At 60.2% G+C, this 17,777-nt stretch carries 14 protein-coding genes, 2 rRNA genes and 3 pseudogenes; 8 read left to right on the forward strand and 11 right to left on the reverse strand.

The genetic code is table 11. The annotated features are described in order from the left end of the window. The 3 genes from FQ182_RS08025 to mrdA form a co-directional block, all read left to right on the forward strand. Window positions 1-104: ribosomal RNA gene (locus FQ182_RS08025) — 23S ribosomal RNA — on the forward strand; the annotation flags it as partial. Between the two features lie 152 nt (window positions 105-256). Then, window positions 257-372 (forward strand): 5S ribosomal RNA (gene rrf / locus FQ182_RS08030). Between the two features lie 321 nt (window positions 373-693). Continuing rightward, window positions 694-2,586, forward strand: a complete 1,893-nt coding sequence (gene mrdA, locus FQ182_RS08035; protein ID WP_149413693.1) for a penicillin-binding protein 2 — start codon at window positions 694-696, stop codon at window positions 2,584-2,586. 28 nt (window positions 2,587-2,614) lie between these two features. Here mrdA and FQ182_RS08040 read toward each other — a convergent pair whose 3' ends face one another. Beyond that, window positions 2,615-3,025: a GFA family protein gene (locus FQ182_RS08040; RefSeq protein ID WP_149413692.1), complete on the reverse strand. Its 411-nt coding sequence runs from the start codon at window positions 3,023-3,025 to the stop codon at window positions 2,615-2,617. Between the two features lie 337 nt (window positions 3,026-3,362). Between FQ182_RS08040 and FQ182_RS08045 the strand changes: the two genes are divergently transcribed. Further along, on the forward strand, window positions 3,363-3,497 hold the full coding sequence (locus FQ182_RS08045; protein ID WP_371923862.1) for a hypothetical protein: 135 nt from the start codon (window positions 3,363-3,365) through the stop codon (window positions 3,495-3,497). Window position 3,498: 1 nt separating this feature from the next. Here FQ182_RS08045 and FQ182_RS08050 read toward each other — a convergent pair whose 3' ends face one another. From FQ182_RS08050 to FQ182_RS08070, 5 genes and pseudogenes are all read right to left on the reverse strand, one after another. Beyond that, window positions 3,499-4,479 carry a cyclase family protein gene (locus FQ182_RS08050; RefSeq protein ID WP_149413691.1) on the reverse strand — a complete coding sequence of 327 codons (981 nt, stop codon included), beginning with the start codon at window positions 4,477-4,479 and terminating at the stop codon, window positions 3,499-3,501. Between the two features lie 28 nt (window positions 4,480-4,507). Further along, window positions 4,508-5,266: an SDR family oxidoreductase gene (locus FQ182_RS08055; protein ID WP_149413690.1), complete on the reverse strand. Its 759-nt coding sequence runs from the start codon at window positions 5,264-5,266 to the stop codon at window positions 4,508-4,510. 32 nt (window positions 5,267-5,298) lie between these two features. Next, window positions 5,299-6,774: pseudogene (locus FQ182_RS08060) on the reverse strand (aldehyde dehydrogenase family protein). Then, window positions 6,750-7,855: pseudogene (locus FQ182_RS08065) on the reverse strand (tartrate dehydrogenase). Before FQ182_RS08065 ends, FQ182_RS08060 begins: the two co-directional pseudogenes overlap by 25 nt. A gap of 134 nt (window positions 7,856-7,989) precedes the next feature. Further along, window positions 7,990-8,877, reverse strand: coding sequence for a LysR family transcriptional regulator (locus FQ182_RS08070; protein WP_149413689.1), 888 nt, complete (start codon window positions 8,875-8,877; stop codon window positions 7,990-7,992). Between the two features lie 229 nt (window positions 8,878-9,106). Here FQ182_RS08070 and FQ182_RS08075 point away from each other — a divergent pair, with 229 nt between their 5' ends. Next, window positions 9,107-11,464, forward strand: a complete 2,358-nt coding sequence (locus FQ182_RS08075; RefSeq protein ID WP_149413688.1) for a DNA polymerase II — start codon at window positions 9,107-9,109, stop codon at window positions 11,462-11,464. Here the strand turns inward: FQ182_RS08075 and FQ182_RS08080 are convergent. After that, a complete protein-coding gene (locus FQ182_RS08080; RefSeq protein WP_149413687.1) occupies window positions 11,461-11,691 on the reverse strand; it encodes an AbrB/MazE/SpoVT family DNA-binding domain-containing protein in 231 nt (76 codons plus the stop codon). The two genes, FQ182_RS08075 and FQ182_RS08080, sit on opposite strands and share 4 nt — an antisense overlap. Window positions 11,692-11,748: 57 nt before the next feature. Between FQ182_RS08080 and FQ182_RS08085 the strand changes: the two genes are divergently transcribed. Next, complete coding sequence (locus FQ182_RS08085) at window positions 11,749-12,384, forward strand: glutathione S-transferase N-terminal domain-containing protein (protein WP_149413686.1); 636 nt, start codon at window positions 11,749-11,751, stop codon at window positions 12,382-12,384. 161 nt (window positions 12,385-12,545) lie between these two features. Continuing rightward, a complete protein-coding gene (locus FQ182_RS08090) occupies window positions 12,546-13,106 on the forward strand; it encodes a DUF4174 domain-containing protein (RefSeq protein WP_149413685.1) in 561 nt (186 codons plus the stop codon). A gap of 78 nt (window positions 13,107-13,184) precedes the next feature. On the opposite strand, the gene FQ182_RS08095 is transcribed toward FQ182_RS08090, so the two are convergent. From FQ182_RS08095 to inhA, 3 genes and pseudogenes are all read right to left on the reverse strand, one after another. Then, window positions 13,185-14,687 (reverse strand): mannose-1-phosphate guanylyltransferase/mannose-6-phosphate isomerase, encoded by a 1,503-nt coding sequence (locus FQ182_RS08095; protein ID WP_149413684.1) that lies wholly within the window; start codon window positions 14,685-14,687, stop codon window positions 13,185-13,187. Next, a pseudogene (locus FQ182_RS08100) lies at window positions 14,687-14,893 on the reverse strand (sugar transferase); the annotation flags it as partial. The gene FQ182_RS08095 and the pseudogene FQ182_RS08100, both read right to left, overlap by 1 nt. Window positions 14,894-15,032: 139 nt before the next feature. Then, window positions 15,033-15,713 carry an isonitrile hydratase gene (gene inhA / locus FQ182_RS08105; RefSeq protein ID WP_149413683.1) on the reverse strand — a complete coding sequence of 227 codons (681 nt, stop codon included), beginning with the start codon at window positions 15,711-15,713 and terminating at the stop codon, window positions 15,033-15,035. A 118-nt stretch (window positions 15,714-15,831) separates the two neighbouring features. Between inhA and FQ182_RS08110 the strand changes: the two genes are divergently transcribed. Beyond that, the gene (locus FQ182_RS08110) at window positions 15,832-16,815 is read left to right on the forward strand and encodes a GlxA family transcriptional regulator (RefSeq protein ID WP_149413682.1); all 984 of its coding nucleotides are present in this window, start codon (window positions 15,832-15,834) and stop codon (window positions 16,813-16,815) included. A gap of 10 nt (window positions 16,816-16,825) precedes the next feature. On the opposite strand, the gene FQ182_RS08115 is transcribed toward FQ182_RS08110, so the two are convergent. Next, the gene (locus FQ182_RS08115) at window positions 16,826-17,740 is read right to left on the reverse strand and encodes an alpha/beta fold hydrolase (protein WP_149413681.1); all 915 of its coding nucleotides are present in this window, start codon (window positions 17,738-17,740) and stop codon (window positions 16,826-16,828) included. Between the last annotated feature and the right edge of the window lie 37 nt (window positions 17,741-17,777).

Genomic DNA, 17,777 nt, shown 5'->3' on the forward strand with positions numbered 1-17,777 from the left:
GTTCCCTGAAGGGCCGTCGAAGACTACGACGTTGATAGGTTGGGTGTGTAAGCGCTGTGAGGCGTTGAGCTAACCAATACTAATTGCCCGTGAGGCTTGACCATATAACACCCAAGCAATTTGTGAATTCGAAAGAGGCCAGATTGCGGTGTGTGAAGACGCTATACGTCGAAAATTTACAAGCAACACACAAATCTATTACATACCCATTCGCTGGAGCGTGAACCGAAAGGCACACGAGCTGGCTACCGAATTTCTTGACGACCATAGAGCATTGGAACCACCTGATCCCATCCCGAACTCAGTAGTGAAACGATGCATCGCCGATGGTAGTGTGGGGTTTCCCCATGTGAGAGTAGGTCATCGTCAAGATTAAATTCCGAAACCCCATTTGCGAAAGCAGATGGGGTTTTGTTTTGGGCGATGGAAAAGTATGAGCGAGCGCCTGCCAGTCGCCTTCAATACTAAAGTCCATCCCTCTGTCGAGTATCCACACGCCCAGAACGAAGAAAAATGCATGAATAGGAACAGTAATATTGATACACAAGCACGAATCAGACTCGGAGGATTGCCGTTGGGGAAAACGATGCAAAGTGTTTCGGCATTTTTGGTATGGTGCAGCAGATTTTCACAGGGACGTATTTTTCAGACGTAGGAGGCGGTGCCTATCTTATTCAACGAGATGCTGTAGAAATGCCTGAACCGATACCCATCAAAGATCACGAAAAAGAAAACCGCCTGGTCAACAAGCGGCTATTGGCCTGTGCGCTGTTCGTGGTCGGCATTACCTGCGCCCTGGTAGGGCGGATGTATTTCCTGCAGGTGGTGGAGTTTGACTATCACTCCACTATTTCGGAAAACAACAGGGTCCATGTCCTACCGATTACCCCGACCCGCGGGCTGATCTATGACCGCAATGGCGTAGTCCTAGCTGACAATCGACCCAGCTACAACCTGACCATCACTCGCGAGCGCGCCGCTGATCTCAAGGGCGAACTGGACTCCATCGTCAGCCTCCTGCACCTGCCAGCCGAAGACCGCACGGTATTCGATAAGGCGCTGAAGCAGGCGCGTCACCCCTTCGTGCCCGTGACGCTCTTTTACGAGCTGACCGAAGAACAGATCGCCGTGCTCGCCGTCAACGAGTTCCGCCTTCCCGGTGTGGACGTGGAGCCGCAGTTCGTTCGTCACTATCCATTGGGGGCGCACTTTGCCCACTCCATTGGCTACGTCGGGCGCATCAACGAAAAAGAATCCAAGTCGCTGGACTCGGTTGAATACCGTGGCACGCAATCCATCGGCAAAACCGGTATTGAACGCTTCTACGAGTCGCAGTTGCACGGCCACGTCGGCTATGAAGAGGTCGAAACTAACGCTCAAGGCCGTGTCCTTCGGGTGCTCAAGCACACCGACCCCATCCCGGGGGAAAACATCGTCCTCAGCCTGGACGTCAAACTCCAGGAAGCTGCCGAAGAAGCCTTGGGCGATCGCCGAGGATCGGTGGTGGCCCTTGATCCGCAAACCGGCGAAGTCCTGGCGATGGTCAGCAAGCCGAGTTTTGACCCGAACCTGTTCGTCACCGGCATTAGCTTCAAGGAATACGCCGCGCTGCATGACTCCCTAGACCGGCCACTGTTCAACCGAGTGTTGCGCGGACTCTACGCGCCAGGTTCGACCATCAAGCCGGAAGTGGCCATCGCCGGTCTCGACAGCGGTGTAGTCACCGCCCAGACCCGAGTGTTCGACCCTGGCTACTACCAGCTCCCGAATTTCGACCACAAATACCGCAACTGGAACCATAGCGGCGACGGCTGGGTGGATATGGACGCTGCAATCATGCGCTCCAACGACACTTACTTTTATGACTTGGCCCACAAGCTCGGCATTGATCGCTTGCACGACTACATGGCCGAGTTCGGCTTGGGCCAGAAAGTTTCCCTGGACATGTTCGAAGAGTCCGCCGGTTTGATGCCTTCCCAGGCCTGGAAGCGCGCCACCCGCCGCCAGCCGTGGTTTCCGGGGGAAACAGTGATCCTTGGCATCGGCCAGGGCTATATGCAGGTCACGCCATTGCAACTGGCCCAGGCCACCGCGCTGATCGCCAACAAAGGCGTGTGGAACCGCCCGCATCTGGCCAAGACCATCAACGGGGTGCCGCCAGTAGATGAAAATCCGATGCCCAACGTTGTCCTCAGAAATCCGCGGGATTGGGAGCAGGTCAACCACGGCATGCAGTTGGTGATGCACGACCCTCGTGGTATCGCCCGGGCTTCCGCAGCCGGCGCGCAATACCGGATTGCCGGCAAAAGTGGCACCGCTCAGGTGGTGGCGATCAAGCAGGGCGAGCGCTACAACCGCTTGAAGACCCTGGAGCGCAACCGAGACAACGCCTTGTTCGTCGGTTTCGCCCCGGCGGAGCACCCGAAAATCGTGATTTCGGTGATGATCGAAAACGGTGAGGCGGGCGGTCGTGTGGCGGGTCCCGTAGTGCGGCAAATCATGGATGCATGGCTGCTGGATCAGGACGGCCACTTGAAGCCGCAATACGCCACGCCAAGCAAGGCGCCGGGTGATCCCCACGTCTGAAGCCCGGCTCAGGAAGGCGTGAGGATACTCATGCCCTCCATTCCTCCCACCGAGCTATCCCTTCATAGGCCAGCCACGGTACATCATGGGACGTCCAGATGTGACATTCAGGCCTGTCTCCCGGGTCATCATCCAAAGTCGCCACGCGCACAATCACATGAGGTTGATGCGCTCGTTCGGCCATCAGATGAGAGCCGCAGCGCGAGCAGAAATGCCTGAACTTTCCCGGTGAAGATTCGAACGACGATAACAGCGATTGGCCTTGAACCCAGCGAAAATGCTCACGCATGACCCCCGCAGTTGCGACGAATGCCGCCGCATGCGCCTTGCGACAGCTCTGGCAGTGACAGTGGCTGACAGGCATGTCGAGCCTGTCCAGTTGGTATTGCACGGCTTTGCACAAACAGCTGCCATGGAGAGGTTTCAGCGGACTATTCATAAAGTGCCGGCGTTTGGGGGGAGAGGCGATTATTCTACCTTGAGCGCGGGAAGGCACATGGGGCCGCTCCCGCTGCGAAGTCGACAAGCAATTGTAGGTAGGACTGAACACAACAACCTATTCGACCAGAAGCACTACGATGGCCTGGGCACCTTCAACTCGTGCTCCTACGGCGAGCCGCCGCGCAACCCGTAGGTTGTGCATTGGTCTATTCAGCCTTTGTGAGCTGTCGTGATCTTCAGTTGCACCTACACTTGGCGACCTTCGGCGCCTTCCAGCACCCTGCATTTTCCACCGTCTTATCGACCATGGTTCAGCCTGGGAGTAGGCCGGGCAAATCTGGTACGACACCTTGTGCGATAAACGCCTGGACAACGATGCGGATTTCAAGGACTTCGCCACACTCACGGTCGATCATGCCCGGCAATGCTTCGGTACTACCCAGGCCCAGGCCGTGTCCTACGACGGGTGAGCTATTTGATCACTACCGGGTTCACCGGCGCGCCGCTGCCACCAACAATCTTCAAAGGCGCGGCGGTGTAGAGGAACTTCCACTGGCCGTCGTTGGCACAATCGGCGGCCAGATCCTCCAACAGCACGATCTCGGTAAAGGCGATCCCCAGGTTGCGCATCAACGCGCAATGCAGCGGAATCTGTACCCCGGACACCGGATCGGTGATCACCTCGTTGGCGATGGTGTCGGTCACCAGATTGGGGATTTCCATCTCGTGGAACCACTCCACCAGTTCCCGGCTGTAGGTCAGCCCCGGTTCCATCAAATCCTTGAAGAACTCAGTCTTGCCCAGCTCATAAAACGCACCCATGGAGCCGGTGCGGATGATCAGGATGTCGCGCTTTTCGATGGTCACGCCCTGGGCCTTGGCGGCGTCGAGCAAGTCCAGGTGGTTGAAGGTTTCGCCACGGCCCAAGCACTTCTTGCCGCGATGGCGGGCCATGTCGATCAGTACCGCACGCCCGACCACGCCGCGCTCGGCGATGGCCAGCACACTGGCCTTGGCCATGCCGCCGACAGTGCTCTGGGCGTCGTAGCCGTTCCACAATTGATTGTCGTACCAGGCGTGGCCGAGGGCGTCGTACTGGGTCGAGCCTTGCAGCTGCATGAAGATCACGTCATCGGAATACGCTGCGCCGCCGGTCATGTGCGGCTGTTTTCCAAAGTGGTAATGGCTGTGATCTAGGGTGTTGAAGCGCATGGACGGATTGCGCGCTGGCCACATTGGGTCGCCGCCCGGATGGCCGATCTGCACTTGCAGGGTAAAGGTCTTGCCCTGACGCACGGCTGCAACGCCGCGCAGTACTTCGGCTTCGGTCAGGTAATTGAGGGCGCCGACTTCGTCGTCCGGCCCCCATTTACCCCAGTTCTTTGGCAGGCCTTCCAATAATTGCTTAGTGTTCGGTTCGTTGTTATTGCTCTTGTTATGCAGGTCGCACATATCGATTCTGATCCCTTCAGTCGTTGAGTTACACGCAGCGCCCACCATCGACTTCAAGGCAGGTGCCGGTGATGAACGCCGCTTCGTCCGAGGCGAGATACAAGCAGGCATTGGCCACATCCTGTGGGGTGGAAAAGCGCCCCAGCGGAATGCTCGCCATGAACCTCTGACGGTTCTCTGGAGTGTCCGGCACGCCCATGAACTCACTGAGCAGCGCCGTGGCGCCCACCACTGGATTCACGCAGTTGACGCGAATATTGTCCGGCCCCAGTTCCGCCGCCATGGTCTTGCTCATGACCACCACCGCGCCCTTGCTGCCGTTATACCAGACCAATCCCGGACGCGGACGAATCGCTGCCGTCGAGGCGATATTGACGAATACGCCGCCGCCCTGGCCGCGAAAATGCGGCACAAAATGCTTGGCGCTGAGGAAGATGCTTTTGACGTTGACCGAAAATACCCGGTCGAACTCCGCTTCATCGACTTCCAGCATCGGCCGGTTGCGGTGAGTGGTGCCGGCGTTATTGATGACGATATCCAGCCCGCCAAATTGCTCCAGGGTGTCACGGAGCAGGGCGCCCATGCTTTCATCATTGGCCACGTTGACCTCGATAAAGTGTGCATGGCCACCGTTTTCAGCGATTTCATTGACCACCCGCTGACCGCCGATGGCATTCATATCGGCGACGATAACCCGTGCACCCTGTTGGGCGAAGGTCTTGGCGATGCCTTCGCCAAAGCCGGAACCTGCCCCGGTAACGATGGCGACTTTGTTTGCTAGACGCATGGAGTGTTCTCCTTTCTTGTTGTTGTGATGAATCAGCCGTGTTTGATTGCAATGGTCTTCAAGGTGGTAAAGCCCAGCAGTGCCTCGAAGCCTTTTTCCCGGCCATAACCGCTGGCCTTGACGCCGCCGAACGGCAATTCGACGCCGCCGCCCGCACCGTAGTTATTGATAAATACCTGGCCGCAACGCAGCTTGCGGGCCAGGCGCATTTGCCGTGCGCCGTCGCGGGTCCAAACGCCCGCCACCAGCCCGAATTCGGTGCCGTTGGCCAGGCGAATGGCCTCGGCCTCATCGTCAAAGGGCATTACCGCTAGTACTGGTCCAAAGACTTCCTGCTGCGCCAGGCGGCTGCCTTCTGGCACGTCGCGAAACAGCACTGCTTCCTGGAAATAGCCACCGCTGCCGGCTTCGGCCACCACGGTGCCGCGCGCCGCAACCGTGATCCCTGCCTGTTCGGCTTCGCGAATAAACTCACGCACCAGACGTTGCTGTTTTTGATTGATCAGCGGGCCCATATCCAGGTCCAGCGTCGATGGACCGGCGCGTAGTTCAGAGAAGCGCTGGCTGAGTCTTGCCAACAACGCTTCATAAATACTGCGATCCACCAAAAGGCGGCTACCCGCCGAACAGGTCTGCCCGCAGTTCTGCACGATGGCATTGACCAGTACCGGCAGCGCCTCGTCCAGGTCTGCATCGGCAAAGACGATTTGCGGCGACTTGCCGCCCAGTTCCAGGGTCACTGGGCAATGGCGTTCGGCGGCAGCTTTCGACACCGCGGTGCCAGTAACGGTGGAACCGGTGAAGGAGATGTGATCGATGCCCGGATGAGCGCACAACGCTGCGCCCGCTTCATAGCCGTAGCCGGTGACCACGTTGATCGCACCTGCCGGGAAGCCCACCTCGGCGGCAATTTGCGCCAGGCGCAGCAGCGACAGGCTGGCGTCTTCCGCCGGCTTGACCACGCAGGCATTGCCCGCCGCCAACGACGCGCCGACGCTGCGGCCAAAAATCTGCATCGGGTAATTCCACGGGATGATGTGCCCGGTCACGCCGTGGGGTTCGCGCACCGTCAGCACCGTGTAACCAGCCTGGTAGGGCAGGGTTTCGCCGTGCAGCTTGTCGGCGGCGCCGGCGTAATACTCAAAATAACGGGCCAGGGCGGTGGCGTCGGCGCGGGCGACTTTCAGCGCCTTGCCGGTGTCCCGCGCTTCGATCTACGCCAATTCTTCGTGATGTTCCAGTACCGCCATACCGAGCTTGGCCAGCAAGCGGCTGCGCTCTACAGCAGACAATGCCCCCCACGGGCCGTCGAAGGTTTCGCCCAGTGCCAGGCGCGCGGCGCTGATGGCCGAATCAATATCGGCAGCGCTGCCACGGGCAATACTGGAGTAGGTTTCACCGGTACTCGGATCGATCACCGCAATGTCTTCCAGCGAGGTGGAGGCCTGCCATTGATTGTCGATGTAATGTGCGTTTTTCATGCTCAACTCCTGTTCCCGGCGACGCATGCTGCGATGGCCCGACCTACTTCAAGGGTGTTGGCGCTGCCGCCCATTTCTCGGGTGTGAGGGCCTTCGGCGAGGACCGTTTCGATGGCGCTGACGATAGCCGCAGAGGCTTCCTGATAGCGCGGATTGCCGTCTCCCAAGTGCTCGATCATCAGCGCCGCCGACCAGATCTGGCCGATCGGATTCGCGATGCCAAGCCCGGCAATGTCCGGCGCCGAACCATGTACGGGCTCAAACAATGAAGGAAAGCGTCGCTCCGGGTTGAGGTTGGCCGACGGCGCAATGCCGATGGTGCCGGTACAGGCCGGGCCCAGGTCGGAAAGGATGTCGCCAAACAGATTGGACGCCACCACCACGTCAAACCAATCAGGGTGCTGGACGAAGTGGGCGCAGAGGATATCGATGTGAAACTTGGCGGTCTTGACGTCCGGGTAGCGCTGGGCGATCAGGTTCACCCGCTCGTCCCAGAACGGCATGGTGATGGAAATGCCGTTGGACTTGGTCGCTGCCACCAGGTTTTTCTTGGTCGCTGCTGTGCCAGCTTGAAGGCGTAGTCCACCACCCGGTCTACGCCTTCGCGGGAGAATATCGACTCCTGCACGGCGATCTCCCGCGAGGTGCCTTCCCACATCCGCCCACCGACGCTGGAGTATTCGCCCTCGGTGTTTTCCCGCACCACGATAAAGTCGATATCTCCCGGCACTCGACCGGCCAGGGGGCAGGGCACGCCAGGCATCAGGCGCACTGGGCGAATATTCACGTATTGGTCGAACTGGCGACGGATCTTCAGCAGCGATTCCCACACGGCGGTGTGGTCGGCAATGATGTCCGGCGCGCCGACGGCGCCGAAGAAAATCGCGTCATGGCTGCCGATCTGCTCGGCCCAGTCGTCCGGCATCATGGTGCCGTGGGCCAGATAGTGCTCGCTGCACCAGGCAAAGTGATCGAAGTGAAAGCCAATGCCAAAGCGCTGGCTGACGGCTTCCAGCACCCGCAGGCCTTCGGGCACCACCTCGCGGCCGATGCCGTCGCCGGGAATCACGGCGATGCGGTGGATGGGGCTGGTCGTGGAATTGGACACGCCGTGTCTCCTGTTTTGTTTTTCTTATTGTTCAAAAGTAAGGGCAACTCTGGCGGGGCATTTTTGGCACAGGTGTGGCAGTTGGGGAATTGCTTATTGTGGAATCGGCCTTCGCGAAATTCGAAGGCCGATGGTTATGCGCGGTTGCAGGCGCTGAAGTAGTCGAACAACGCCAGGCTAGTCAGCGAAGGCTGTTCCTTGCGCATGCAGAGGTACATCTGTCGGTCGGCCCAGCTGTCGTCGATTTCGATAAAGCGCAAGGCCATCTCCTTGCGGAAGATCTGCACCGCACCCTGCGGCAGCACGCCAACACCTTGGCCTGCGGCGATCAGGCGGCACACCGCTTCGAAGCTGCGCACCTGCACCCGCAACCTCAGGGGCATACCGATTGCAGCGGCAGCCTCGGTGATCAGCGGCGTGATGGCGGCGTTGTCTTCCAGGCCGACAAAGTCATAGCCGAGCAAATCCTCAAAGCGTGCATGACGCATTTTGAGCGGGTGGTCGCTGGGCACGATCAGGCACAGGCGATCCTGGCAGTAGGGTTCAAAGCGCAACTCTTCACCGCTGGGCCGGGTGGTGACGATGCCGACATCAGCCACGCCTTCGCGCACGGCCTGGATAATCTCCCGGCTGCGCTCTTCGCGGATATCTACGCGGATGCCGGGATGCAGCGCGTTCCAGTGGGTCAGTTGGCGCGGCAGTTCCTGACTCATCGCCGAACTGTTGGCATACAGGCAGACCCGGCCGGTGGCGCCCTTGGCGTAATCGGCGAGGTCGGCGTGCATTACATCCACCGACCGCAGGATCGACTGCGCATGCTGGGCCAACACGTCCCCGGCTGCCGTCGGCAATACACCGGTGGACGTGCGGCTCAGCAGGGCAACCTTGAAGTGCTGCTCCAGCAACGACAGGCGCCGGCTGGCGGCGGAAAGGGATATATGCGACTGCTCGGCCGCCCGGGACAGGCTGCCCAGCTTGACCGTCTTGAGAAACAGTTCGATGGAAGTGAGGTCGGGGGCCATGCCGGGGTCCTTGTGGGGGGGTGTTGGAAAACTACGCAGTTGGCGAGTGGCTGTCCAACCACCGGGAGGTAAAGCAGCTCCCACGCTAGTTCTACCTTGTTTGTCAGTCCACATGACTGGCATTTGGATAAAGGTGTGCGTGCCCGTAGGTAATTTCCGTTAACGTGCCGTGTTTTGTGGGATGCCGAGTAGAATTACGTCCTGAAAGCGATTCTTGAGGTGCGGCACGGTGGATCTACAGCAGGGTTTTGTCCTGACCCGGCATTGGCGCGATACCCCGGCGGGCACGGAGGTCAGTTTCTGGCTGGCCACCGACCAGGGCCCCCGGCATATCCGCTTACCTGTGCAGCCTTCGGTGATGTTTATCCCGGCCGCCCATCGCAAGCCCGCCGAAATGCTGCTGCGGGGGGAGCGCAATGTCCAATTGCGTCCCCTTGAGCTGTGCGACTTCCATCATCGCCCCGTGCTGGGCCTCTACACTCGCCAGCATCGCCAACTGATGGACCTGGAAAAGCGCCTACGCAAGGCTGGCGTCGATGTTTACGAAGGCGACGTGCGCCCACCCGAGCGCTACATGATGGAGCGCTTTATCACAGCGCCAGTGTGGTTTGGCGGTACGCCTGACAGTAGCGGCACACTGCTGGACGCGCAGATGAAGCCCGCGCCGGACTACCGCCCGCCACTGAAGCTGGTCTCTCTGGACATCGAAACCACCGCCCAGGGCGACCTGTACTCCATCGCCCTGGAAGGCTGCGGTGAACGCCAGGTGTACATGCTCGGCCCGCCCAACAAAACCGACGCGGTGGACTTCAAACTCGACTATTGCGACAGCCGCGCCCAGTTGCTTGAACGCCTGAACCAATGGCTGGCGCAACACGACCCCGATGCCATTATCGGCTGGAATCTGGTGCAGTTCGACCTGCGGGTCCTTCACGAACATGCCCAACGCCTGAACGTGCCGCTGTTGCTGGGCCGTGGCGGCGATGCCATGGGCTGGCGCGAACACGGCAGTCGCAATCACTATTTCGCCGCCGCAGCCGGGCGGTTGATCATCGACGGTATCGAAGCCCTGCGCTCGGCGACCTGGAGCTTTGAATCCTTCAGCCTGGAAAACATCGCGCAGACCTTGCTGGGCGAAGGTAAATCGATTTCCACGCCGTACCAGCGCATGGACGAAATCAACCGCATGTTCGCCGAAGACAAGCCCGCCCTGGCGCGCTACAACCTTAAGGACTGCGAACTGGTGACGCGGATTTTTGAGAAGACCGAGTTGCTTAAATTTCTCCTGGAACGTGCCAGCGTCACCGGTCTGCCGGCTGACCGCAACGGCGGCTCGGTGGCGGCCTTTACTCACTTGTACATGCCGCTGATGCATCGCCAGGGCTTTGTCGCGCCGAACCTCGGCGACAAACCACCCCAGCCCAGCCCCGGCGGCTTTGTCATGGATTCGCGCCCCGGCCTTTACGAGTCGGTGCTGGTGCTCGATTACAAAAGCCTCTATCCGTCAATTATCCGCACCTTCCTCATCGACCCGGTGGGGCTGGTGGAAGGTCTGCGTTATCCCGAAGACAGCGAATCGGTGGAAGGCTTTCGCGGTGCGCGTTTTTCCCGTACCCGTCACTGCCTGCCAGCCATCGTCGCCCGTGTATCGGAAGGCCGCGAAGTGGCCAAGCGCGAACACAACGCGCCGCTGTCCCAGGCTCTGAAAATCATCATGAACGCCTTCTACGGCGTGCTCGGTTCCAGCGGCTGCCGGTTCTTCGACACGCGGCTGGCGTCGTCCATCACCCTGCGCGGCCACCAGATCATGCGTCAGACCCGTGAGCTGGTTGAGGCCCAGGGCTATGAAGTGATCTACGGTGACACCGACTCCACTTTTGTCTGGCTGGGTAGTGCCCACTCCCAGGAGGACGCCGCACGTATTGGCCTGGACCTGGTGCAACGCGTCAACCAGTGGTGGCGCGAGCGCCTGCAGAGCGAGTTCGGTCTGCAAAGCGCCCTGGAGTTGCAGTACGAAACCCACTTCAGCCGTTTCCTGATGCCGACTATTCGCGGTGCGGAGGAGGGCAGTAAGAAGCGCTACGCCGGCCTGGTGACGCGGGCCGATGGCAGCGAAGAAATGGTCTACAAAGGCCTGGAAACCGTGCGCAGCGACTGGTCGCCCCTGGCGCGGCAATTCCAGCAGGAGCTTTACCAGCGGATATTCCATCGCCAGCCCCACCAGGATTATGTGCGCGACTATGTGCGTCGCACCCTCAGTGGTGAGCTTGATGAGCTGCTGATCTACCGCAAACGCCTGCGCCGGCAGCTAGGCGACTATGAACGCAACGTCCCGCCCCATGTGCGCGCCGCGCGCCTGGCAGACGAATACAACGACCGCCAGGGCCGTCCGCGTCAGTACCAGAATGGTGGCTGGATCAGCTACGTGATCACCGTCAACGGCCCCGAGCCCCTGGAAATACGCCAGGCGCCAATCGACTACGACCACTATGTAACCCGGCAATTGCAGCCTGTCGCCGATGCGATTCTGCCGTTTGTGAATGATGACTTCGGCACGTTGGTCGGCGGTCAAATGGGTTTGTTCTAAACGGCTTGCCTGGAGGCTATGTGGGTCAGCTCTTCCACCAACTCATCCATCCGGTCCGCGATCTTCGGCGTGGTGGACAACACAAAACCCTTTTGCGTGCCCACGTAGGTTTCGACGATATACAGCGTATCGCCCACATCCAGCCCCAGTTCCTGCAAGGCTTCATCCGGCAGGCGAATGGCGCCGTCGCCGTCCCAGTCTTCGATAGTGACCCGTTTGCTGTGCATGATGGACTTCCGTTAAGCGATTGATACTCTAGCCTACCACCTCACGAGGCTCAGTCCGTGTACACACTCTACGGAACCCAAGGCACCGGCTCGTGCATCATCGAAATCGCCCTGCAGCGCTGCGGTGTGCCGTGGTGTCAGGTCGATGCCTGTTCCTGGGAAGACACACCGGGCAGCGAGGCCCTGGCGCGGGTCAACCCGCTTAAACAGATCCCCACCTTGCAACTGCCCGATGGCAGCGTATTGACGGAAAGTGCGGCGATTTTGATTCACCTGGGCCTGGTATTTCCTGCATCAAACCTGCTGCCAGGCGACCGCGCACAAGTCATTCGCGGCCTGGTGTATATCGCCGCCAACTGTTATTCGGCGATTGGCATCATCGACTATCCAGAACGCTGGTTGGCGAGCGCCGACCAAACAATGCAGGCGCAGTTGGTCGCAGGTACGCGACAGCGCCTGCATCTGGCCTGGGAAGTGTTTGCCGATCAATTTTCCGGGCAGCTGTTTGCGTCGCAATCGGTTCCGAACGCCTTGGGCGTCATGGCCGCGGTGGTGTCGCGCTGGGCGGGTGGGCGTGATGCATTGCAACAGTCACGGCCTGAGTTTGCCTGGACCTTGGCGCAGATAGATACCGAGCCGTTGGTGGCCCCGGTGTTTGCCCGGCACTGGCCTGATTGGGCGGCGCAATCATAGCTGCGTAATCAGAAGAAACAATGAGCCCTGAAGCTACGTAACCCCTTGCGTCGCGGGCGTCCTGACCTACGCTTTCTGGAAGGCTTGTAGGAATCATCCTTGAATTTGACTGTCGCAGACATGAAACTCAAGAACCTGCATGGAATTAGAAGGAGGTGCGCATGCTCATCCGGTCGCTGACCCTGGCTACCTTGATGGCTTTTACGGGGCCGCTGTTGGCTGCGGATAACCGAGGTCCGCTGGAACAGGATCTAGGCAAGTTCCGCCCGCTGATCGTTATTGCGCCCAGCTCCATCGACCCGACACAGGTCAAACTCAAGAAAGACCTTGAAGATCCTGCCAACAAGCAGCTCTTCACCGAGCGCAGCATGGTGCTCTACACCGTGAACTACACCAATATTGGCACCGCTGGCCAGCGCGACGGCAAGGACTTGGGTGCCCAGGATACCAACGCGCTGATTCGTGCGCTCAAACTCGGTGCCGGCGCCGGTACTAAAGTGATCCTGGTAGGCAAGGACGGCGAGAAGAAAGTCGAAAAGACTGTTCCACCGGATACCCTCGATCTTGCGGAATTCTTCGCTGCCGTCGACAAGATGCCCGTGGCTGAAAAAGAAGCGGCCGCGCCTGCTGAACCGCAACCCGCCGCCCCGGCCGCTGGCAAGGCTGGTGCCAAACCCGGCAAGACAACCAAACCGGCAGCCCCTAAGCCGTTGGATGACTAAGCTGTTCGCTATCCGACCAGCGTGACGCTGGATCGGGTGGCGCTTTCAGGATGCCTTCTACGAGATCTCCAGAATGCCTCACCTGAGCAACGGCTTTTTGCTGTGGTGCCAGGGCTTCGGCTCCTTTGGCAAATCCACCGGCGCGCGACCGTAAATATCGTCGTAGCGCACGATGTCGTCTTCCCCAAGGTACTCGCCGCTCTGCACCTCGATCATCACCAGGTCGATGATGCCGGGGTTGGTCAGGCGGTGTTTGTGCCCGGCGGGGATGTAGGTGGACTCGTTCATGTTGAGGATGATTTCCCTGTCACCATTGGTGATCATCGCCGCGCCGCTGACCACTACCCAGTGCTCGCTGCGGTGATGGTGCATTTGCAGGGACAACGAAGCCTTGGGCTTGACCACGATGCGCTTGATCTTGAACCGGGTACTTTCCTCCAGCACCGTGTAGGTGCCCCACGGCCGGGTTACGGTGCGGTGCAGGCTGAACGCCGGATGGTTCCGGCGCTTGAGTTCGGCGACGATGTAGCGCACGTCCTGGCTGCGGTTGGCGTCGGCAATCAGGATCGCGTCCGGGGTGTCGACGATGATCAGGTCGCGCACGCCGACCGCGCCGAGTACACGCTTGGGCGAGTCGATGTAGCAGTTATGCACGTCGTGCAGGATCGCCTCTCCATTGATCTGGTTGCCGTTTTCATCGCTCGGTGTGAGCTGGCGCAGGGCTTCCCAGGAACCGATATCGCTCCAGCCGATGTCGCAGGGCACCACGGCAACCTGGGCGGATTTTTCCATCAGCGCCACGTCGATGGAGATGTCCGGCGCGGTGCCGAAGCCTTCCGGGCTCAATTCGCGCTGGCGGCAACTGTTGTTGCGCAGGGTCTGGCTGTGTTCCAGCGCCAACTGGGCCGCATCCAGCACCGCCGGGGCGTGGGTGGCCAGTTCTTCAAGCAGGGTGGTGGCCTTGAAGCAGAACATCCCGGCATTCCACAGGTGCTTGCCGCCGTCCAGATAACCCTGGGCAGTAGCCAGGTCAGGCTTTTCGACGAAGCGTTTGACCCGGAAACCGTCACCCAGGGCCGCGCCCTGTTCTATATAGCCGAAGCCGGTTTCCGGGCGGTCGGGCTGGATGCCAAAGGTCACCAGATAGCCGGCCTCGGCCAGGTTGCGGGCCTGACTCACGGCCTCGGCGAAGGCACGTTCATCAAGGATCAGATGGTCGGCAGGCATCACCAGCAACTGCGCTTCGCCACCGAAATGCTCCTGCACATGCAGGGCGGCCACGGCGATGGCGGCGGCAGTGTTGCGACCGAACGGTTCGAGCAGCAGGTCGAGGGCCAGGTGCGCCTTGTTGACGGCGCGATAGTCGTCGAGGGTGCAGAACAACAGGTCGCGGTTGGTCACCGTCAGGATGCTTTCCACGCCTGGCAGATGACTGGCCCGCAGGAAGGTCTTCTGCAACAGGCTTTGGTCGTCACGCATACGCATGAACGGCTTGGGCATGTTCTGCCGGGAAACAGGCCACAATCGCGTGCCCGAGCCGCCGGAAATGATGCACGGAATCAATCCGTTGAGGGTGTTCATCAATAGACTTCCTTGGTGGAAAGAACGGCCGGGATCGTCATGAAAACGATGTACAGGCCTAGCCACACTGACCACTTGGCGATGTATCCCAGGTCGTATTCAACCCGCTTCTGGATCTTGAACAGGGTGTCGGTTTCGCCATGGTAGCTGTTGATCTGCGCCCAGCCGGTAATGCCTGGCTTGACCCTGTGACGTGAGCCGACCTGGCGCAGCAGTCTTAATTGATAGTATTTCGCATTTTAGTCGCTGGCTGATGGATTGAGCAATCGTCGAGATGAGGACTGCGCGGATGTACACAAGTCGAGTGTGGGAGTTGGCAAGCCTGCACATTTTTGCCCCGTACCTTCAACCCAGCCGCGCCGCCGCCCGCGCCACGATCTCACCGCGAGTCTTGCGCGATTCAATCGTGCGCTTGTTGGCCTCTTCCAGCACATGCTTGGGCGCTGTGTCCGGCCGGCCCGAATTGAACGGTGGCGCAGGCGCATATTCCAACTGCAATTGCACCAACTGCGCGGCCGCCTCGCTATACAGCTCCGCCGCCAGCGTCAGCGCAAAATCAATTCCGGCCGTGATCCCACCGCCCGTGAACAGATTGCCGTCACGCACCACACGCTCTTGCACCGCAATCGCGCCCAAGGTGGTCAGCATGTCGTGGTAAGCCCAGTGCGTAGTCGCTCGCCGCCCCCGCAGCAATCCCGCCGCCCCGAGTACCAGCGACCCGGTGCAAACCGACGTCACATAGCGCGCGGTTCGCGATTGCACCTTTAGGAAGTCCAGCGTCTGCGGGTCTTCCATCAACGGTCCGACACCGGCACCCCCCGGCACGCAAATCACATCCAGCACAGGGCATTCGTCATAGGTCATGGTCGGCGTAAATACCAGCCCGGTGCTGGAAGTGACCGGCGCCAGGTCTTTCCAGATCAGGTGCAGCTTCACATCTGGCAACGATGCCAGCACGTCATAAGGCCCGGTGAGGTCCAGTTGCTGGATGCCGGGGAACAACACAAAGCCGATCTGCAAGGTCATGGCGAAACTCCTGATATAGGGGAAGTGTTATAGGCGGCGTGATAAATGAATGGACGGCTTCACTCTAGTTACCTAGTCTTTGGCGCATACGCCATTAACCCAACGAATCACGCCAATCATGCCGAAAATTGTCCATGTGCTCGCGTTCCCCAATGTGCAAGTGCTCGACGTCACCGGGCCGCTGCAAGTGTTTGCCTCGGCCAACGACCTGGCCCGCCAGCAGGGTTTGCCGTTGCCTTATGCGGTGACGGTGATTGCCTCGCAGGCCGAACCGGTGATGACCTCCGCCGGCCTGGCCCTGGTAGCCGAGCCACTGCCGGCGGCCGATGCGCCGTGTGACACGCTGGTGATTGCTGGTGGCTGGGGCGTGTATGGTGCCGCCGAGGACCCGGTGTTGGTGGACTGGGTTCGGCAAAAGGCCGGGCAATCGCGACGGATGACCTCGGTGTGCACCGGCGCTTTCCTGTTGGCCGCCAGTGGCCTGCTGGACGGCTGCCGGGTGGCGACCCACTGGACCCGCTGTGCAGAATTGGCCCTCAAGTACCCAAAACTGCAGGTCGAGGCCAACCCGATTTTTATCCAGCAAGGTTCGGTGTGGACCTCCGCGGGAGTTACCGCCGGCATCGATTTGTGCCTGGCTTTGGTGGAGGAAGACTTGGGGCGTGCCGTGGCCCTGGAAGTGGCGCGGCACCTGGTGGTGTTTCTCAAGCGCCCGGGAGGGCAATCTCAGTTCAGCGTGACACTGTCCTTACAACAAGTGTCCCTGCAAAAGGGCAGCAGCCTTTTCAGCGAGTTGCACGCCTGGATGGCCGAACACCTGAGCCTGGACTTGAGCATCCCGACCCTGGCTGCTCAGGCGGGTATGAGCGAGCGCAGTTTTGTGCGTCATTATCGCGCCGAAACCGGCCAGACCCCGGCGCGGGCTGTGGAGTTGATGCGGGTGGAAACCGCCCGCCGGCAACTGGCCGACAGCGCCACGTCGATCAAGCGAATCGCCGTGCAATGCGGTTTTGGCAGCGAAGAAACCCTGCGTCGCAGTTTTTTGCGGGCCTTGTCGGTGACGCCCCAGGCCTATCGTGAGCGGTTTTCCGTCAGCCAGTGATAGCGCAGGCTCAGTCATTCCCCGTTCGATCAAGCAACTCAATCAGCGCCTCAAGCGTCGCCTGCGGTGCTTCCTGGGGAATATTGTGGCCCAGCCCCGGCAGCATCCTCCGTCGATAAAACCCGCTGAAACGTCCCTGGTCATCATCCAGCACAGGCGCGGGCCCCACACCGTCGTCGGCCCCGCACAATGAAATACTCGGCACCGAAATCGCCGGCGGCTGCACCAGCGCCTGTTCTATCCCTTCCAGCGTAGGGTCGCCTGGGGCATACATGAAGCGGTGGCGATAGGAGTGGATCACCACCTCGACAAAGTCCGGGTTATCAAACGACGGCGCCGTCTGGCTGTACAGGTTCGGCCCGTGCGCCCAGGACGGCGACCACAGCGACCACAGCAGTTCACACAGCTCGCGACGTTTGGCGGTCAGGCCATCGACGCCCCGTTGCGTATGGAAGTAAAACTGATACCACAGGCGATGTTCAGTGATCGCTGAACGGGGTTTGATCGACGCCGCAATGTCCTGAATGTTGTAGCCATCGCCCGTCACCAGGCAGCGCACCCGCTTGGGCCACAGCGCCGCGACGATGCAGGCGGCGCGCCCGCCCCAGTCATAACCCGTCAGGGCGGCTTTTTCGATGGACAGGGCATCCATGAAATCCAGCAAATCCTTGGCCAGGGCCGCCTGCTGGCCGGAGCGCATTATGTGCGCGTTGATAAACCGAGTTGGGCCATAGCCGCGCAGGTAGGGCACCAGCACCCGCAAGCCCCGTGCTGCGAGGGCCGGGGCGATCTCGTCGTAGCCGCGCGGGTCGTAGGGAAAACCGTGGAGCAGAATTGCCACTTCGCCGTCGGCCGGGCCATGGGCTTCATAGGCTATGTCGAGCATCGGGGTGCGAACGTAATGCAGCGGTGCGATGTGGTTCATCGGTGCTCCGTTCGAAGGGACAGAAGACTGAGGGAAT

The organism is Pseudomonas sp. ANT_H4 (assembly GCF_008369295.1).
Taxonomy (GTDB): Bacteria; Pseudomonadota; Gammaproteobacteria; order Pseudomonadales; family Pseudomonadaceae; genus Aquipseudomonas.